General features: G+C 62.8%; 18 protein-coding genes. 9 read left to right on the forward strand and 9 right to left on the reverse strand.

What is annotated here, in order from left to right; all coding sequences use genetic code 11:
• Nucleotides 1-236: 236 nt before the first annotated feature.
• Together QLG02_RS10825 and QLG02_RS10830 are read left to right on the forward strand one after the other, a co-directional pair.
• Nucleotides 237-1,529 carry a LapD/MoxY N-terminal periplasmic domain-containing protein gene (locus QLG02_RS10825; protein ID WP_282465154.1) on the forward strand — a complete coding sequence of 431 codons (1,293 nt, stop codon included), beginning with the start codon at nucleotides 237-239 and terminating at the stop codon, nucleotides 1,527-1,529.
• Nucleotides 1,529-2,470 carry a TAXI family TRAP transporter solute-binding subunit gene (locus QLG02_RS10830; RefSeq protein WP_077095162.1) on the forward strand — a complete coding sequence of 314 codons (942 nt, stop codon included), beginning with the start codon at nucleotides 1,529-1,531 and terminating at the stop codon, nucleotides 2,468-2,470. The genes QLG02_RS10825 and QLG02_RS10830 overlap by 1 nt, the downstream gene beginning before the upstream one ends.
• Here QLG02_RS10830 and QLG02_RS10835 read toward each other — a convergent pair.
• Together QLG02_RS10835 and znuA are read right to left on the reverse strand one after the other, a co-directional pair.
• Nucleotides 2,465-3,139, reverse strand: coding sequence for a transglutaminase-like cysteine peptidase (locus tag QLG02_RS10835; protein WP_282465155.1), 675 nt, complete (start codon nucleotides 3,137-3,139; stop codon nucleotides 2,465-2,467). The genes QLG02_RS10830 and QLG02_RS10835 overlap by 6 nt on opposite strands.
• An 85-nt stretch (nucleotides 3,140-3,224) precedes the next feature.
• Nucleotides 3,225-4,139 (reverse strand): zinc ABC transporter substrate-binding protein ZnuA, encoded by a 915-nt coding sequence (gene znuA, locus QLG02_RS10840; RefSeq protein ID WP_282465156.1) that lies wholly within the window; start codon nucleotides 4,137-4,139, stop codon nucleotides 3,225-3,227.
• A 94-nt stretch (nucleotides 4,140-4,233) separates the two neighbouring features.
• Between znuA and znuC the strand changes: the two genes are divergently transcribed.
• Entirely contained in the window at nucleotides 4,234-4,998 is a 765-nt protein-coding gene (gene znuC, locus QLG02_RS10845; protein WP_106551737.1) for a zinc ABC transporter ATP-binding protein ZnuC, read from the forward strand.
• A gap of 21 nt (nucleotides 4,999-5,019) precedes the next feature.
• Complete coding sequence (znuB, locus tag QLG02_RS10850; RefSeq protein ID WP_011707445.1) at nucleotides 5,020-5,799, forward strand: zinc ABC transporter permease subunit ZnuB; 780 nt, start codon at nucleotides 5,020-5,022, stop codon at nucleotides 5,797-5,799.
• A gap of 89 nt (nucleotides 5,800-5,888) precedes the next feature.
• Here znuB and QLG02_RS10855 read toward each other — a convergent pair whose 3' ends face one another.
• A complete protein-coding gene (locus QLG02_RS10855; RefSeq protein WP_282465157.1) occupies nucleotides 5,889-6,806 on the reverse strand; it encodes a LysR substrate-binding domain-containing protein in 918 nt (305 codons plus the stop codon).
• Between the two features lie 91 nt (nucleotides 6,807-6,897).
• On the opposite strand from QLG02_RS10855, the gene QLG02_RS10860 reads away from it, so the two are divergent.
• The gene (locus QLG02_RS10860) at nucleotides 6,898-7,755 is read left to right on the forward strand and encodes a DMT family transporter (protein ID WP_011707447.1); all 858 of its coding nucleotides are present in this window, start codon (nucleotides 6,898-6,900) and stop codon (nucleotides 7,753-7,755) included.
• Nucleotides 7,756-7,765: 10 nt separating this feature from the next.
• Here the strand turns inward: QLG02_RS10860 and QLG02_RS10865 are convergent, their stop codons facing one another.
• Entirely contained in the window at nucleotides 7,766-8,347 is a 582-nt protein-coding gene (locus tag QLG02_RS10865; protein WP_102987937.1) for a uracil-DNA glycosylase family protein, read from the reverse strand.
• Between the two features lie 102 nt (nucleotides 8,348-8,449).
• Here QLG02_RS10865 and rarD point away from each other — a divergent pair, with 102 nt between their 5' ends.
• On the forward strand, nucleotides 8,450-9,358 hold the full coding sequence (gene rarD / locus QLG02_RS10870) for an EamA family transporter RarD (RefSeq protein ID WP_282465158.1): 909 nt from the start codon (nucleotides 8,450-8,452) through the stop codon (nucleotides 9,356-9,358).
• Here rarD and QLG02_RS10875 read toward each other — a convergent pair.
• Entirely contained in the window at nucleotides 9,340-10,074 is a 735-nt protein-coding gene (locus tag QLG02_RS10875) for an ABC transporter substrate-binding protein (protein WP_106551732.1), read from the reverse strand. The two genes, rarD and QLG02_RS10875, sit on opposite strands and share 19 nt — an antisense overlap.
• Before the next feature lie 44 nt (nucleotides 10,075-10,118).
• Between QLG02_RS10875 and QLG02_RS10880 the strand changes: the two genes are divergently transcribed.
• Nucleotides 10,119-10,517, forward strand: coding sequence for a GIY-YIG nuclease family protein (locus tag QLG02_RS10880; RefSeq protein ID WP_106551731.1), 399 nt, complete (start codon nucleotides 10,119-10,121; stop codon nucleotides 10,515-10,517).
• A gap of 216 nt (nucleotides 10,518-10,733) precedes the next feature.
• Here QLG02_RS10880 and pspG read toward each other — a convergent pair whose 3' ends face one another.
• From pspG to QLG02_RS10900, 4 genes are all read right to left on the reverse strand, one after another.
• Nucleotides 10,734-10,952: an envelope stress response protein PspG gene (pspG, locus tag QLG02_RS10885; protein ID WP_010636066.1), complete on the reverse strand. Its 219-nt coding sequence runs from the start codon at nucleotides 10,950-10,952 to the stop codon at nucleotides 10,734-10,736.
• A 42-nt stretch (nucleotides 10,953-10,994) separates the two neighbouring features.
• The gene (locus QLG02_RS10890; protein WP_045788971.1) at nucleotides 10,995-11,201 is read right to left on the reverse strand and encodes a PspC domain-containing protein; all 207 of its coding nucleotides are present in this window, start codon (nucleotides 11,199-11,201) and stop codon (nucleotides 10,995-10,997) included.
• Nucleotides 11,202-11,203: 2 nt separating this feature from the next.
• A complete protein-coding gene (pspA, locus tag QLG02_RS10895) occupies nucleotides 11,204-11,866 on the reverse strand; it encodes a phage shock protein PspA (RefSeq protein ID WP_017782532.1) in 663 nt (220 codons plus the stop codon).
• Nucleotides 11,867-12,072: 206 nt separating this feature from the next.
• Nucleotides 12,073-12,801 (reverse strand): 1-acylglycerol-3-phosphate O-acyltransferase, encoded by a 729-nt coding sequence (locus QLG02_RS10900; protein WP_282465159.1) that lies wholly within the window; start codon nucleotides 12,799-12,801, stop codon nucleotides 12,073-12,075.
• 176 nt (nucleotides 12,802-12,977) lie between these two features.
• Between QLG02_RS10900 and QLG02_RS10905 the strand changes: the two genes are divergently transcribed.
• The gene (locus QLG02_RS10905; RefSeq protein ID WP_039214077.1) at nucleotides 12,978-13,358 is read left to right on the forward strand and encodes a hypothetical protein; all 381 of its coding nucleotides are present in this window, start codon (nucleotides 12,978-12,980) and stop codon (nucleotides 13,356-13,358) included.
• Between the two features lie 54 nt (nucleotides 13,359-13,412).
• Nucleotides 13,413-15,455: a protein-disulfide reductase DsbD domain-containing protein gene (locus QLG02_RS10910; RefSeq protein WP_282465160.1), complete on the forward strand. Its 2,043-nt coding sequence runs from the start codon at nucleotides 13,413-13,415 to the stop codon at nucleotides 15,453-15,455.
• The last annotated feature ends 10 nt before the right edge of the window (nucleotides 15,456-15,465 follow it).

A 15,465-nucleotide genomic window follows, 5' to 3' on the forward strand; every position in this document is an offset into this window, starting at 1 on the left:
GGGTGTTAGTGGTCAGTTTGTTTGTTATGAAACCGTATAAAACTGATTGTTTGACCTAAATACTCACAATTAGTTCATAGCAATCTGCATGAACCTCACATTTTATGCATAACATTCCTTTATGGGCAGAAATGATCGTCTTTTTTAACCATTTTTTTCCTATTTTTAAGAGCCGGGTCCGCTCGCATCAGACCCAAGGTTTCAGCATGTTGCGATAACTTTTCCATGGAGTGGATATGTCGTTAGCGAAACTGTTAAATCGAATCATCCTGATCTTGTTCCTGGCTGGGGCCATCCTGCTGTTCATGCTGGAGGTCACCACGGTACGCCAGTCCATCCTCGATCAGATGTCTGCCAATCTGGAAACCGCCATCACCGCCCTCGGCCTGGTGCTGCAGGGCACCCTGCTCAACGATGACAAGGTACTGGCCGAAACCATCGTCAACGCCATGTTCGATGGCGGCTTCGTCAGTGCAGTCACCCTGCTGGATCCCGATGGCCAAGTGCTGTTTCAGAAGGTCTTCCACACGGCGCAGCAAAACGTGCCGGCCTGGCTCCCCTCTGTTATCGACATGCCGCCGGTAAAAATTGAGCAGGAGCTGACCGATGGCTGGCGCATGCTGGGCACCCTCACCCTGGAAGGGCACACGGGTTATGCCTACCAGCACCTGTGGAATGCCATCAGCCGTACCGGCACGGCGCTGCTGGCCGGTCTGCTGGTATTCACTCTGGTGATCTCCTGGGTCTGCAACCGGCTGCTGCGCCCGCTCGAGCAGATCAACCAGCAGTTGGTGAAGATCCGCAAGCGTCAGTTCAGCGGCAATCTGGCCTCCCCCTGGCTGCAGGATCTCAAGGAGCTGGTGGCCTCGGTCAACCAGCTGGTGTCCGAACGCAAACGGGATCTGCTGCAACAGCGGCTCAAGATAAGCCAGCTCAGCAAACAGGTCGCCATATCAAATCAGCCCCTGCAAACTCTGACTGAGGTGGGAGAAGGCCTGCTGCAACAACATTTCTTCTCGACCCAGGGCAGTATTCGCCTCTACAGCCGCCTCATTCCAGAGGTCACCCCCTCGCTGGACAGCTCGCCGGACGAGATCCGGCACCTGCTCGATCTGTGGTTGCACCACACGGTCGAGGGGCTGCAACTGCCGCTCAGCCTGCTCGGCCACGCTGACTGGACGCAATTTTCTGCCCTGCTGGCCAAGGGCAGAGGCAAGACCCTCGACTGGCGCTGGGATCAGGAACATGTGCCGCCCCTTGCCCAGGAGCGGCTGGCCGCCTTGCAGGAACAGGGCGTGGAGATGGCCTTCAGCGCCATCCCGATGACCAACGAGACCTTCAATCAGCTCGACCCCATCAACCCTGTCTTTATCAGCTGCCAGCCAACCCAAGCCCCGCTCTACTGGAATCTGGTAGCCCAGTGTCTGCACAGCGCGGGCTACACCCTGCTGGCGGAGGCCGGCGACATTCAGGATATCGATACCCTGCGCAACTGGGGCATCGATGGCTACGCCAGCAAGGAGGCATGATGAACAAGACCGGATTGTTGCTCGCTCTGCTGTGCCCACTGCCGCTGCTGGCCGACACTATGACCATCGCCACCGGCGGTGAGCAGGGGATCTATCACCAGATCGCCAAAGAGTTCTGCCGGCTGGCCAACAAGAGCGATGCCGGATTGCAGTGCAAGCTGCAGGCGACCTCGGGTTCCATCGAAAATCTGCGCCAGCTGAAGAGTGGCGAGACCCGCTATGCGCTGGTGCAGTCGGACTGGCTTTATCAGGCCAGTCACGGCCTGGGTCCGTATGCCAGTCAGCCACAGCCAGAGCTCAGAGCCATCTTCGCCACCCACGCCGAACCCTTCACCATAGTGGTAAGGGCTGACGGCGATATCACCAGCCTGGAGCAGCTCAAGCTGGCCCCCATCGACATGGGGCTCAAGAGCTCAGGCACCCGCCAGACGGCGCTCGCCCTGTTCAACGTGCTGGGCACCAAGGAGCAGGATCTCGATCTCAAGAGCGTGGCCAATCTGGCCGAGTCGCTGTGCAGCAAGCAGATCGATGCCTATGGCCTGGTGATGGGTCACCCCAACCGCATCGTGCTGGATACAGCCAAACGCTGCGCCGTGCGTTTTCTGCCGATCGAGGGAGCGACCCGGGATCAGCTGCTCAAGGGGGTGAAGTATTACCAGCGCAGCCAGGTGCCTGCGCGCATCTACCCGGGCAACCTCAAGGCGACGCCGACCTTTGCCATCGCAGCTACCCTGGTGACCACCGCCAGCACGCCGGAAGCCGATGTTTACCGCCTGACCAAGGCCATGCTGACCCAGCAAACCAAGTTCAATGAGCAGACCTACGGCTACGCCAACCTGTTCCACCAGGCACGCAATAAGACCGGCCCGGTGCTGAGCATCGACCAGCATCCGGGCGCGGCCAAATATTTCGAGGAGTTGAAAACCGCGGGCAAGCTATAGCTCGCGGCGAGGGGAGCGCAGTTGCTCGCTGGAGAATCGGGTCTTCATCGACGTCCACTGCGCCAGCCTGTCGGCACTGCCAGCCAGCGTCCCTTCACGGCGGGACTTCATGATCCAGATGCTTTTGGCATCAAAGCTGTAGACGGGGATAAGGTCGGTTCGCTTGCTGCCGGGCAGGATCCGGCTGTTGATGTTGTCGAGTACCAGCGGATCCGACTTGGGGGTCGCGAAGTAGAGCGTCACCATGTGGAACTGGTTGTAACGCACCGCCTTGACGTAGGCCAGCCGCAGCTTCTTCTCATCCACCCCCAGCTCCATCAGGGTGTAGTACTTGGAGATGCTGTAATCCTCGCAGTCGCCACCGCGGGCGCCGATAAACTCCAGCGGATTGGCCCAGTAATCCGTTTCTCCCCACAATCTGGGATCATCGCTATAGGTCAGGTTGTTGAAGTAGTTGTTCACCAGCTCGATCTTCTGCTGATCTGTGGTACCGGCCCTGGGCGTGAGCAGACGCGAAAATGCCTCGGCCCGCTGAATGGCACGACCACCATACACTTCCTGCAATTTTGCCCGCAGCTCGGGGCTGGCGATGTATTCGGAGAGGCGGGATGCCTGCACGCTGGCGCAGCATAGCGCCAACGTGCAGGTGGAAACGAGCAGCCATTTCATACAAGACACTCCCTGTCAGATGCTGGAGGTCAGTATAGTTGGCTGTGCTCGCCCCATCGATGAGCACGACGGCTCGGCGGGTCTGTTAGCGGCACTCGGCGAAAGCGTCGGCCAGTTGCTGCATGAACTGGGGATAGCCATCCGGGCCGAGCGGCACCTGTTCACCCACTTCGTCCAGCAGCAGCACCTTGGCACCAGTATTGCGGGCCACCGACTCGATCACCGCCGGCGAGAATTGCGGCTCGGCATAGATGCAGCTCGCCTTTTTCTCTTCCAGCGCCTTGCGGATCTCCACCAGGGTCTTGGCGCCGGGGCGTCGCTCCGGGCTCACGGTAAAGTGGCCCTTGGAGCTCATGCCGTAGTGGCGCTCCCAATAGCCATAGGCCTCGTGAAACACGAAGTAGCCCTTCTGATTCACCGCCTTCATCTGCTCGGCAATCACCTTGTCCTTGGCCTCCACCTTGGCCTTGAACGCCAGCAGGTTGGCGCGATAACGCTCGGCGTTGGCCGGATCCTGAGCGCTCAGGGTTTCGCTCAGGGCATTGGCAATGACCAGCGCCTGGGTCGGTCCCAGCCAGATGTGGGGGTCGACACCCTCGTGGTGGTGCCCCTCATGACCGTCGTGGTCATGGCCTTCATGCCCCTCGTCGGCGTGTTCTTCGTGACCGACCTGCTTGCTGTAATCAAACAGCGGCATCCCTTCGACCCGGGTCAGGGTCAACACATGGGGATGCTTGGCCAGCGGTTTGGCCATGAAGCCTTCCAGCTCGGGGCCGACCCAAACCACCAGATCGGCCTCATTGATGCTGCGAATATCGGAGGGGCGCAGGGAGAAATCATGGGGCGAGGCACCGGTCGGCAGCAGCACCTTGGGCTCGCTCACGCCGTCGGTGATGGCGGCCGCGATGAAACCCAGCGGCTTGATGGTGGTCAGCACCTCGAGGGCACGGACAGGCAGACTCACCGCCAGCAGGGCAGTGATCAGGGCAAGAATTCGCATAGAGATCTCGTCAGGAAGTGTGTGTGTGATAATATAACAAACCAACGTTATTGTTATATTATAACTCTCACAGGCTGTAAACCCCGGAGCTGTCATGACCCAACTGGTGGAGCTGAAAGAGGTCTGTCTTTCCTTTGATGGACGATCCGTGCTCGACAAGGTCTCCTTTACCCTGAACAAAGGCAAAATCACTACCCTGGTCGGCCCCAACGGAGCGGGCAAGAGTACCTTGAGCAAGCTGGTACTGGGCCTGCTCACGCCGGATTCGGGCCAAATCACCCGCAGCCGCGACCTGCGAGTCGGTTATGTGCCCCAGCGCCTCTATCTGGATCCCACCCTGCCGCTGACGGTGCGCCGCTTCTTGCAACTCGGCAAGAATGGCCGCCTCTCCATCGAGGAGGCGCTGAACCGGGTCGGTGCGGAAGATCTCTTGGACAACCGGATGCAGAAACTCTCCGGCGGCGAGATGCAGCGGGTGCTGCTGGCCCGCGCCCTGCTGGTCAAACCCGAGCTGCTGGTGCTGGACGAACCGGTGCAAGGGGTGGACATCAACGGCCAGATCGAGCTCTACGCCCTCATCAGCCAGCTGGCCGCCGAGTTCAACTGCGCCGTGCTGATGGTCTCCCACGACCTGCACCTGGTGATGGCCAGCACCCACGAGGTGATCTGCCTCAACCGCCATGTCTGCTGTCATGGCGAACCGGAGAGCGTGGCCCGCCATCCCGAATTTGCCCGCCTGTTCGGTCGACCGGAGCAAGAGGTGCTGGCGGTCTACACCCACCATCACCACTGCGACGGCGAACACCATCATCATAAACCGCAGGCCCCCATCATTCGCCTGCCCTCCCGCAATCAATAACGTACCCGACAGGATCATCAAGTGGACAGCTTTCTGTTATACGCCCTCGCGGCCGGCCTCGGCATCGCCCTGCTGGCCGGCCCTCTCGGCAGCTTCGTGGTGTGGCGCAAGATGGCCTATTTTGGCGACACCCTCTCCCACGCCTGCCTGTTCGGTATCGCGCTCGGCATCCTGCTGCAGGTGGATCTCACCCTGGCGGTGGTGGTCTGCTGCCTCGCCATGGCCATGCTGCTGGTGATCATGAGCCGCAACCAGCAGGTGGCCACCGACACCCTGCTCGGCATCCTGGCCCACAGCGCCCTGTCGCTCGGTCTGGTCACCTTGAGCTTCATGGACAACGTGCGGGTGGATCTGATGGCCTACCTGTTCGGCGACCTGCTCTCGGTCCAGCCGATGGACCTGCTCTGGATCTATGGCGGCGGCGCCCTGGTGCTGCTCACCCTTTGGCGGCTGTGGGATCCCCTGCTCTCCATGACCATCTCGGAAGAGCTGGCCCGGGTGGAAGGGGTCAGGGTCGATGTACTGCGCTGCGTGCTGATGCTGCTGATTGGCTTGGTGATCGCGGTGGCGATGAAGTTTGTCGGGGCGCTGATCATCACCTCCTTGCTGATCATCCCTGCGGCGACGGCCCGCCGCTTCAGCCGGACACCGGAACAGATGGCCGGCTTTGCCGCCCTCATCGGCTGCCTTGCCGTGCTCGGTGGACTACTGCTCTCCTGGTATCAGGACACCCCGGCCGGCCCTTCGGTGGTAGTCTGCGCCACCAGCCTGTTTATCCTGAGCCAGTTCAAAAAAGCCTGAACCCAAGTGGCCTGAGCCTTGCTGTCAGGCCACTCCATATCTCGTCTCTTCGCTGGCTCTCCGCCACCAACTGCTCGTGCCGAGCCTATTCAAACGCGCCTGAGCGGTTCATTCTCACCGGGGCGCAGGCTGGCTTGCGCCTCCTGCCAAAGCCACTGGCGCAGCCGGCTGATGGCGGGCTCATGGACACGCGAACGCTTGCAGACGAAATAGAAGTTGTCCCCGGTCTCGAGTGCATGCAGCGGCAGTCGCACCAGACCGGGATCCTCCGGCTGCAGCATATAGTCGTTGATGAGCGCCGCCCCCTGATCCCAGTTGGCCGCCTCCAGTGCCAGCAGAATGTGGCTGAAATGGTGCATCCTCGCCTCGGGGGCGATCGTCAGTCTGCCCACGTCGGCCCAGCGCCGCCAATCCTCCCCTTTCTCCTTGTAGATCGCCTGGATGGAAAGCAGCGGCAGTTGCCACAGGGCCGCGGGCCACTCCCCCTCCACCTGCTGCCACAGCCGCCGGCTGCACACCGGCATCAGCCGCTCCCGATAGAGCAGATCGTGCATATAACCGGGCCCCTTGGGGGAAACGGTGATGAAGCAGTCCGCCACCCGATCGGAGAGCTCGGGATCCTCCGCCACCATCTCCAGGCTGAGATCCAGCTCGGGATAAAGCTGACGCAGCCCCGCCAGCCTCGGGATCAGCCACTTCACCGCAAACGAGCTGTAGACCGCGAGCCGGATCCGCATTTCGCCACCGCCGCGCAGCTGCTCGCTGCTCTGGGCAATCTGGCCGAGCCCGGCGGAGATCCCCTCGAAATAGACCTCCCCCTGCGCCGTCAGCGACAACAGCCGGCCCTGGCGCAGCAGCAACCGCTCACCCAGAAAATCCTCCAGCAGACGGATCTGGTGGCTGACAGCGCTCTGGCTGACGTTCAGTTCAAGCGCGGCGCGAGAAAAGCTGAGCAGACGGGCAACCACTTCGAAGTATTGAACGGCACGCAGGGGGGGCAGCTTCATTATCCAAAATTCTCATGCATGGTGACTTTTTATCATTTTACTGGATAACGGAGCGCGGGCTACCCTTCCCTCATCAAACATGGGAGGTGGTATGAATGCAGTGGGGATCGGCATCCTTTATCTGGTGCTGGGCAATATGGTGGCGGTCTTTTCCGACGCGCTGGTCAAGGTGCTGGAGCCGGACCAGCCGGTGTTCCAGTTCGTCTTCTTCCGCCAGCTCTCCGCAGCCATCCTGCTGGCCCCCTGGCTGCTCTGGTCATGGCGTCGCAACCCGCCGGTGGCGCTCAAGTGGCATCTGCTGCGGGCCCATATCTGGGCGGTCGGCGTCTGCCTGATGGTGATCGCCCTCACCCGGCTGCCGCTCGCCACCGCCAACGCCCTCTTCTATGCGGCGCCGCTGATGATGGTGCCGCTGGCGGTGTGGCTGGCGGGGGAAGCGATCTCGCGCCAGAAGGTGCTGACCGCCTTCATCGGCTTTGTCGGGGTGCTGATCGTGCTGCGTCCCACCGAGGTGAACTGGGCGGCGCTGGCGGCGCTCGGGGTGGCGCTTTCCATGGCGCTCAACAACCTGCTGATCAAGCGGATCCCGCTCCAGCAGCCCATCGCCCAGACCCTGTTCTTTACCAACGTGTTGAGCATGCCCTTCATCATGGCGCTGGCCTGGTGGGAAGGAGGCGACTGGCAGTGGCAGATGTGGTGGCCCGCCTTCGGCTCTTCGGCGCTGATCATGGTCTATGCGGGATTGTGCGTGGTGGCCTATCGCAAGGCGGAGGCGAGCAAAATAGCCTCGGCGGAGTACACCGGCCTGCTGATGGCGGTCGCCATCGGGGTATGGCTGTTCGATGAGCAGCCGGGCCTGCCGCTGCTGCTGGGGTGTCTGTGCATCATACTGCCGCTCATCGCCATGGCCCGCAGCAAGCCCAAGCCGCAGGTCGAACCGGCGCTCTAACCAACGAGGGTCACCCCAGCAGTGGGGCGACCCTTTGTTGCAGATGGGGGATCACATCCTGCTCGAACCAGGGGTTCTTCTTGAGCCAGAAGGTGTTGCGCGGTGACGGGTGCGGCAGCGGCAACCAGGCCGGGCCGTAGTCCGCCCAGCTGCGTACCGTCTCGGTCAGCGACCCTTTCGCCGCATCCCGCAGGTAGTAGGCTTGCGCATACTGGCCGATCAGCAGAGTCAGCTCGATGTTGGGTAGCAGCATCAGCACCTTGTCGTGCCAGGTGGGCGCACATTCGGGGCGCGGCGGCAGATCCCCCGACTTGCCCTTGCCGGGATAACAGAGCCCCATGGGCATGATGGCGATACGGGATTCATCGTAAAAGGTGGCCTTGTCCACCCCGAGCCACTGGCGCAGGCGATCGCCGGAGGGATCGTCCCAGGGGATGCCGCTGGCATGCACCCGAGTGCCGGGCGCCTGGCCGATGATCAGCAGGCGGGCGCGCTCGCTGCCGCGGATCACCGGTCTGGGCCCGAGCGGCAAGTGTGCCTCGCACAGGCGGCAGGCCCGGATCTGTTCAAACAAACTGTCGAGTCGGTTCATGGGCCCGATAGTAGCAGAGTTTTCCGCCGGATCCTGCTTGTGAAAGATTCAGCAGATACTTATCATGCAGCCACATTTGTTTAATTTAATAAACGGAGCGAGATGAAGAACTGGATGGGCACCGGCAGCGCGGCCCTCTCATTCGTGCTGTGGGGCATGCTGCCCCTCTATTACCAGTTCATGCCCGCGGTCAACATGTGGGAGCTGCTCTCCCACCGGGTACTCTGGTCGGCGGTACTGCTGGGCGTCCTGTTCCTCCTCATCGGCTACCGGGTGCCCTGGGCGCGACTGCGCAGCGAACCGCGCCAGCTCGGCCTCATCCTGCTGGCCGGTCCCGTCATGTCCATCAGCTGGTGCATGTTCACCTGGTGCCTCACCACCGGCCAGGTACTGGCCACCAGCCTCGCCTTCTTCATGACGCCGCTGTTCAACATCGTGTTTGCCGTGTTGTTCCTCAAAGAGAGGCTCACCCCGCAAAAACACCTGGCGGTGGCGCTGGCGCTGGCGGGGCTGGCCTACATGCTGTTTTCTTACGGCCAGCTACCCTGGTTTTCCCTCATCATGGGGGCCAACTTCGCCCTCTACGGCCTGCTCAAGAAGAAGGTGCACTATGACGCCGGCGTCAGTCTCTATCTCGAGGCGCTGGTGCAGTTGCCCGTTGCCCTGCTGATCATCGGCGCTCTGGCAGTGAGCGGCACCAGCCAGTTCGTGGCCGGTGACTGGACCGAGCGTCTGCTGCTGATGGGCAGTGCCCCCGCCACCCTGCTGCCGGTGGGGCTGTTCTGCTACGGCATGATGCGCACCCGCATGAGCACTGTGGGTCTGCTGCAATACATAGAACCCAGCCTCGCCTTCCTGCTCGCCATCTTCTGGTTTGGCGAGACGCCGGATCCGGTGAAATCGGTGGGGTTTGCCTTCGTCTGGGCCGGCCTGCTGGTGAGCCTGCTGCCGCTGCACAAGCTTGGGCGTAATCTGCGCCGCAATGCCGGCGCTCAGGGTCTGCCGCGGTAGGACTCCAGGATGGCGTGCCACTTGGGATCCCGGTCCATCTGCTCGGCGATGTCATTCAGCCGGCTGTGCAGTGCGCTGCGGGATTTTGGCAACAGGATGTGGCGGGTATAGCTGGACTGGGCAAAGGGTGAGACGAACAGCTTGCCCTCGAAGGCCGGGTCATGGGTGAAGAAGGTGAGCGCCGAGCCCGGCACCAGGGTCACGTCGATGCGACCGCGCACCAGCAGGCTGAAGTTGGTCTTGACCTTCTTGGCATCGACCCGCACCAGATCGCCCCTGGCCGCCGCCTCGTCGATGCCCTGATAGCGATACCCCTCGATGCCGCCGAAGGTCATCCCCTTCAGTGAGTCGGGCCCGCGATAGATGACCGGCCTGGCGACGCTGGAGATGAGCTCGTTGGTATCGCGCATGATGGGAAAGGTCCAGAGGTAGAGCTCGCGCTGGGGATCCCCCACCCAGGCGGGATTGACCCAGGCCACCAGGCCGTCGAAGCTGGGGTCCGACATCTCCAGCGCCAGTCTGGCCCGATTCACCAGCCAAAGTTCCAGCCTGGGTTCTCCGCCAAGCTTTTCATTGAGATACTTGACCAGATCCCGGCTCAGACCGGTCTGCTCCCCGGTCATGAAGGGGGGGTGCTGATGATAGTCGTAGAGACGCAGCGTCTCGCCATGAGCCGATATCGACAGCAAACACCACAACCACCACCACGCTCGCATCGCACCTCCTTGAGCTGCTCTTGAGTGTGGCACAGAGAGATCGAATGAGAGAACCCGCTCCCGACGCCGAACCGGCTGCCAGCCACTGGTTTATCTACATGGTGCGCACTGCCAGCGGCCTGCTCTATACCGGGATCAGCACGGACCCCGTCCGCCGCCTGCGCCAGCATCAGAGCGGCAAGGGATCCCGCGCCCTGCGTGGCAAGGGGCCGCTGGCCCTGGCTTGGCAGCAGGCCGTCGGCGAGAAAGGGGCGGCACTGCGCCTCGAATACCGGCTCAAGCAGCAGAGCAAGGCCTTCAAGGAGCAGCTGATCACCCAGCCGGAGCGCTGGCTCGTCTGCAGCCAGTCATGGCTGGCCACCGCCCAGACACAAAAAAGGCCGCGGTATGCAGCGGCCAAGGAAGGATCCGATAACAGGGAGTGTCAACGGCAGGTTGATTAACCTGCTTGCGCCGGCTGCTGAAACCAGCACGCCACCACCCAGACACAAAAAAGGCCGCGGTACGCAGCGGCCAAGGAAGGATCCGGTAACAGGGAGTGTCAACGGTAGGTGTTGATTAACCTGCTTGCGCCGGCTGCTGAAATCAGCACGCCACCAGCAGACGCAAAAAAGGCCGCTGTACACAGCGGCCAAGGAAGGATCCGGTAACAGGGAGTGTCAACGGTAGGTATTGGCCTGCTTGCGCCGGCTGCTGATGAACCAGCACACCACCAGCAGCACCAGCAACCAGGGCGCCAGCTTGATGATGAGGGCAAACATGCCGGCCAGGGCGCCAAACAGCACGAAGACGCCACTCACCAGCAGCATGGCCAGCACGGTGAACCCGGCCAGCGCCATGCCGACCAGAACCAGCATCAAGACGATAAATTCCAGCATGTTTTGCTCCTCACTGGGTTAATGCGGCTGAGTGACCCGGGGTCAATCCAGCCAGCGCTTCAATTCACGACGGGGCGGCATGATCAGTACCGCCAGCAGATAGGCGGCCAGCGCCAGGGGCGGCATCAGGATCAGCGCCATCAGGGCCACGACCCGCACCGTCACCCTGGAGAGCCCCAGCCCGTTGGCGATGCCGGCACAGACTCCGGTCAGCTTGCGATGGGCAAGATCCTTCGGCCAGGGCGTCATGGTTATGCCTCCACCTTTTGACCCTTGAGGCGGGCCAGCTCCCGTTCAATCTCGTCGTTCAGCTCCAGCTCGCGGAACTGGGCCTCCAGCGAGGGGTTCTGCCCCAGGGTTGCCGCCTCCAGCTGGGCCTCCAGCTGATCGACCCTGCCCTGAAAGCCGTCAAAACGGGCCATCAGCTCGTGCATGCGCTGGTTGTCCACCTGGGCACGGGCCCGCAGCCGGCTATGGGCGGTCTGCTCGCGCAGGGTCAGCAGCTTCTGCTTCTCGCGCGCCTCGGTCAGCTTGGCGGCCAGCCGCTCGCTGTCGGCGGTGAGCTGGGCCAGCACCTCGGCGACCCGCGCCTTGTCCTGCTCCAATTGTTCGCATTTTTTGACCTCGGCCAGCTTCTCGGTCAGCGCGGCCCGGGCCAGGTCCTCACGCCCCTTCTGGATGGCGAGTTCGGCCTTGGCCGACCACTCCAGGATCTGGTGTTGCAACGCCTGCTGATGACGCTCAAGCTGCTTCTGTTCGGCAATGACGCGGGCGGCCTGGGTTCTCATCTCGACCTGGACCTGTTCCATCTCTTCGATCATCAGCCGCAGCATCTTCTCCGGCTCTTCGCTCTTGTCGAGCAGGCTGTGCAGGTTGGCATTGATCACGTCGGTCAGGCGGCTAAATACGCTCATGGTCTGGCTCCTTGTTGATGGGATGGCTATCTCTTCCCATGACACTACAAGAGCCGTGCCAAGATGATTTTTCCTTTACTTACATATAGATGAGGTTTTATCAGGTATTTTCAACATCGTCTTGGTGGCGAAAAATACCGATCTAGTGGTGATTTTCACCAATAAAAAAGGGAGCCGGCGGCTCCCTCATGCAATCAGCGGCGTACTCAGGCGGCCCGGGGATGACCGAGCTTGCTGTCCAGCTCCGCCAGCTTGGCCTCCATCCGGGTACGGCAGTTGTCGGAGAGGTCGCGAATGCCGGCGGCGCCGTGCTCCTTGCTGCAGACCGGGGCCATCACTTCCAGCAGCACCTCGCCGTTGTCCCAGCGGTTGAGATCGATCTGGCCGAAGTAGCTGGAGCAGACGATGGGCACCACCGGCACCTCTGCCTGTACCGCGGTGTGGAAGGCGCCCGCCTTGAACGGCAGCAGGCCGCGCCCCTTGGAGCGGGTTCCCTCCGGGAACATCCAGATGGAGGTGCCGCGATGCTTGATGCGCTCCACCACCTGGCCGATGGTGCCGATGGCGCGGGAGCGGTTGGAGCGGTCGATCAGCACGTTGCCGGAGAGCCAAAAGATGAGGCCGAAGAAGGGCAGCCACAGCAGGCTCTTCTTGCCCACCGCCACCACGCCGGGCTGCACCGCGCCGGTCACGGTGAAGATGTCGTAGTTGCTCTGGTGGTTGCAGACGTAGACCGCCGGCCCCACCGATTTGACCTCGTCGGCCACCGTCACCCGGACCTTGAGGCCGATCAGCGGGCAGACAGCATGGTACATGCGGGCGAAGACATAGACGTTGTTGGGATGGCGCGGACGCACTAGGCAAAGCAGCAGACCGAACAGGAACCAGAAGATGAGCAGCAGACCAAGCAGCAGCACACGGGCAAGTTTGAGCATCGAACACCTCGGATTTTGACTCGGCGCAGTATACTGGTCCCCCTTTTAGCGAACAAGCGTTCGCCAAACAGAACCGACCACCCCTGCCGCTCGCCCCTCTGCCTTAAAACGGACGGCGGCTTGCCCCACCCGGCGTTGGCCGTTAGGATGTGGCCATCTTGATGAACGGGGCGAGCATGATTCACCAACAACGCGTGGCGAAACGACTCCTGCTGCTGGTCTGCCTGCTGGTGCTCAATTGCGCTGCCCAGCCGCTGGCCCGGCTGGCCCTGCTCGATCACGCTCTCAGCTGTCAGGCCCTGCCCTCCTTCGTCACGGCCGACGACCAGGCCGACAAGGGCACGCCCGCCAGCCCGCAGCCCAGCAGCTGCCAGCTCAACGGCAAGTGGCTGAGCGCCACCACCCTGCTCTGCCTCGAACAGCTGTTCTTTGCGGTGGCGCTGCTCATCGCGCTGCTGGCCCCGCTCTGGCGCTACACGCCGCCACTGCCGCCACCACGGGCCGTGTCGCCCCCCGAACGACGACTTCACCTCACCCTCTGTGTCTGGCGGGAATGAGTTCAGCCGCGCTTTTTGAGCCTGCTGTCATTCATTTTTTGCGAGACAACATCTATGTCAACTCTCTTCAAGGCGAGCCTGCTGCTGGGCTGCCTGCTGTGGCAATCCAGCGGATTGGCCAGCGATACGGGCTGGCTCACCAGCCCCCAGAACGATCACGCCAAGGTCAGGCTGCAAGCCGACCGCAGCGCCCCTGACCATACCCGCATCCTGCTCGAGGTGGCCCTCGAATCCGGCTGGAAAACCTACTGGCGCAGCCCGGGTGAAGGGGGCATAGCGCCCCAGATCCTGTGGGATCAGCCGGTCGGCGACTTCCAGTGGCACTGGCCCACGCCGCGCCCCTTCGAGGTGGCCGGGCTCAGCACCCAGGGTTATCAGCAACAGGTGCGCTTCCCCCTGAGCCTCGACTACCCGGCCGGGCAGCCGCTCAAGGGCACCTTGCGCCTCTCCACCTGCAGCAACGTCTGCATCCTGACCGACTACCCCTTCACCCTGGCGGTGGATGGGCAGGCGCCGGCCGGTTTCGACTTCGGCTGGGCCCAGACCATGAGCACCCTGCCGCAGATGCTGCCCGCCGACACCCGGGTCGAGCTCGGCTACCAGCACAACCAGCTGCAGCTGCGCGCCGAGCGGGCGGAGGGCTGGCAGGCGCCTGCGCTCTTCATCGATGCACTGGAGGGGGCCGAGTTCGGCAAGCCCGCGCTCGAGGTGAGTGGCAACACCCTGATCGCCCGGGTCCCGGTCAGCGACGGCTGGCAGGGGGATGCCCCTGACTTGCGTGGCCAATCCCTCAACCTGTTGCTTGGCAGCGGCGATGAGGCCTGGCAGACCCGCGCCACCATCGCCGATCCCCTCGCCTTGCCAGCCCCAGGCCAGCCTCTCATCTGGCTGCTGGGGGCGGCGCTGCTCGGCGGCCTCATCCTCAACCTGATGCCCTGCGTGCTGCCGGTGCTGGCCCTGAAACTGGGTACCGTGCTGCAGCAGCAGGAGAGCGAACAGCGACAGGTGCGCAAGCAGTTCCTCGCCGCCAGTGCCGGGATCATTGCCTCCTTCTGGGTGCTGGCAGCCATGAGCAGCCTGCTGCGCGCCACCCAGGGGGCAGTCGGCTGGGGGATCCAGTTTCAGAGCGCCGGTTTCATCGGCTTCATGGTGGCGGTGACCCTGCTGTTTTGCGCCAACCTGCTGGGGCTGTTCGAAATCCGCCTGCCCAGCAATCTCAGCACTCGCCTCGCCACCAGCGGCGGCAAGGGGCTCGGTGGCCACTTTCTGCAGGGGAGTTTCGCCACTCTGCTGGCCACCCCCTGTTCGGCCCCCTTCCTCGGCACCGCGGTGGCCTTTGCACTGGCGGCGCCGCTCGGCCAGCTCTGGCTCATTTTCACGGCGCTCGGCCTTGGCATGAGCCTGCCCTGGCTGCTGGTGGCGGCCCTGCCGCGCCTCGCCCTCTGGCTGCCCAAACCGGGCCGCTGGATGGGGCGACTGCGCATCCTGCTCGGGTTGATGATGCTGGGCTCCAGCCTCTGGCTGGCGAGCCTGCTTGGCAACCATCTGGGCAGCACGGCCACCGGCTGGCTGATGGCCGCCATGCTGCTGGCGCTGCTGATTGGCATCCTCTGGCGTTATGGCATGCGCGGTTTCACGCTGGCCCTCTCCCTCTCGGCACTCATCGGCGGCGCCCTGCTGCTGGGTGGCGCCCTCACGGCGCAGGGGTCGGGCAGCGTCGATCGCATTGCCTGGCAGCCGCTCTCCGAACAGGCCATCGTCGATGCGCTGGCCCAGCGCAAGCGGGTCTTCGTCGACGTCACCGCCGACTGGTGCGTCACCTGCAAGGCCAACAAGTACAACGTGCTGCTGCGTGACGAGGTGCAGAACGCCCTGTCGGCCCCGGACGTGGTGGCCCTGCGCGGCGACTGGAGCCGGCCGAGCGATGCCATCTCCGCCTTCCTGCGCCAGCGCGGCGCGGCCGCCGTCCCCTTCAACCAGATCTACGGGCCCGGCCTGCCAGAGGGAGAGATCCTCTCGCCCCTGCTGGACAAGGCCGACTTGCTCGACGTGTTGCACCAGGCCGGCCTCGTCCAGGCCGATGCCCCCCATTTTTAAGGAGAATCCC

The organism is Aeromonas sp. V90_14, from assembly GCF_029967615.1.
Classification (GTDB): Bacteria; Pseudomonadota; Gammaproteobacteria; order Enterobacterales; family Aeromonadaceae; genus Aeromonas; species Aeromonas hydrophila.

Excerpts from the sequence above, each read along its gene's own strand:
- QLG02_RS10825 (WP_282465154.1), top strand. The coding sequence starts at position 237 with ATGTCGTTAGCGAAACTGTTAAATCGAATCATCCTGATCTTGTTCCTG.
- QLG02_RS10830 (WP_077095162.1), top strand. The coding sequence starts at position 1,529 with ATGAACAAGACCGGATTGTTGCTCGCTCTGCTGTGCCCACTGCCGCTG.
- QLG02_RS10835 (WP_282465155.1), bottom strand. The coding sequence starts at position 3,139 with ATGAAATGGCTGCTCGTTTCCACCTGCACGTTGGCGCTATGCTGCGCC.
- znuA (WP_282465156.1), bottom strand. The coding sequence starts at position 4,139 with ATGCGAATTCTTGCCCTGATCACTGCCCTGCTGGCGGTGAGTCTGCCT.
- znuC (WP_106551737.1), top strand. The coding sequence starts at position 4,234 with ATGACCCAACTGGTGGAGCTGAAAGAGGTCTGTCTTTCCTTTGATGGA.
- QLG02_RS10855 (WP_282465157.1), bottom strand. The coding sequence starts at position 6,806 with ATGAAGCTGCCCCCCCTGCGTGCCGTTCAATACTTCGAAGTGGTTGCC.
- QLG02_RS10860 (WP_011707447.1), top strand. The coding sequence starts at position 6,898 with ATGAATGCAGTGGGGATCGGCATCCTTTATCTGGTGCTGGGCAATATG.
- QLG02_RS10865 (WP_102987937.1), bottom strand. The coding sequence starts at position 8,347 with ATGAACCGACTCGACAGTTTGTTTGAACAGATCCGGGCCTGCCGCCTG.
- rarD (WP_282465158.1), top strand. The coding sequence starts at position 8,450 with ATGAAGAACTGGATGGGCACCGGCAGCGCGGCCCTCTCATTCGTGCTG.
- QLG02_RS10875 (WP_106551732.1), bottom strand. The coding sequence starts at position 10,074 with ATGCGAGCGTGGTGGTGGTTGTGGTGTTTGCTGTCGATATCGGCTCAT.
- QLG02_RS10880 (WP_106551731.1), top strand. The coding sequence starts at position 10,119 with ATGAGAGAACCCGCTCCCGACGCCGAACCGGCTGCCAGCCACTGGTTT.
- pspG (WP_010636066.1), bottom strand. The coding sequence starts at position 10,952 with ATGCTGGAATTTATCGTCTTGATGCTGGTTCTGGTCGGCATGGCGCTG.
- QLG02_RS10890 (WP_045788971.1), bottom strand. The coding sequence starts at position 11,201 with ATGACGCCCTGGCCGAAGGATCTTGCCCATCGCAAGCTGACCGGAGTC.
- pspA (WP_017782532.1), bottom strand. The coding sequence starts at position 11,866 with ATGAGCGTATTTAGCCGCCTGACCGACGTGATCAATGCCAACCTGCAC.
- QLG02_RS10900 (WP_282465159.1), bottom strand. The coding sequence starts at position 12,801 with ATGCTCAAACTTGCCCGTGTGCTGCTGCTTGGTCTGCTGCTCATCTTC.
- QLG02_RS10905 (WP_039214077.1), top strand. The coding sequence starts at position 12,978 with ATGATTCACCAACAACGCGTGGCGAAACGACTCCTGCTGCTGGTCTGC.
- QLG02_RS10910 (WP_282465160.1), top strand. The coding sequence starts at position 13,413 with ATGTCAACTCTCTTCAAGGCGAGCCTGCTGCTGGGCTGCCTGCTGTGG.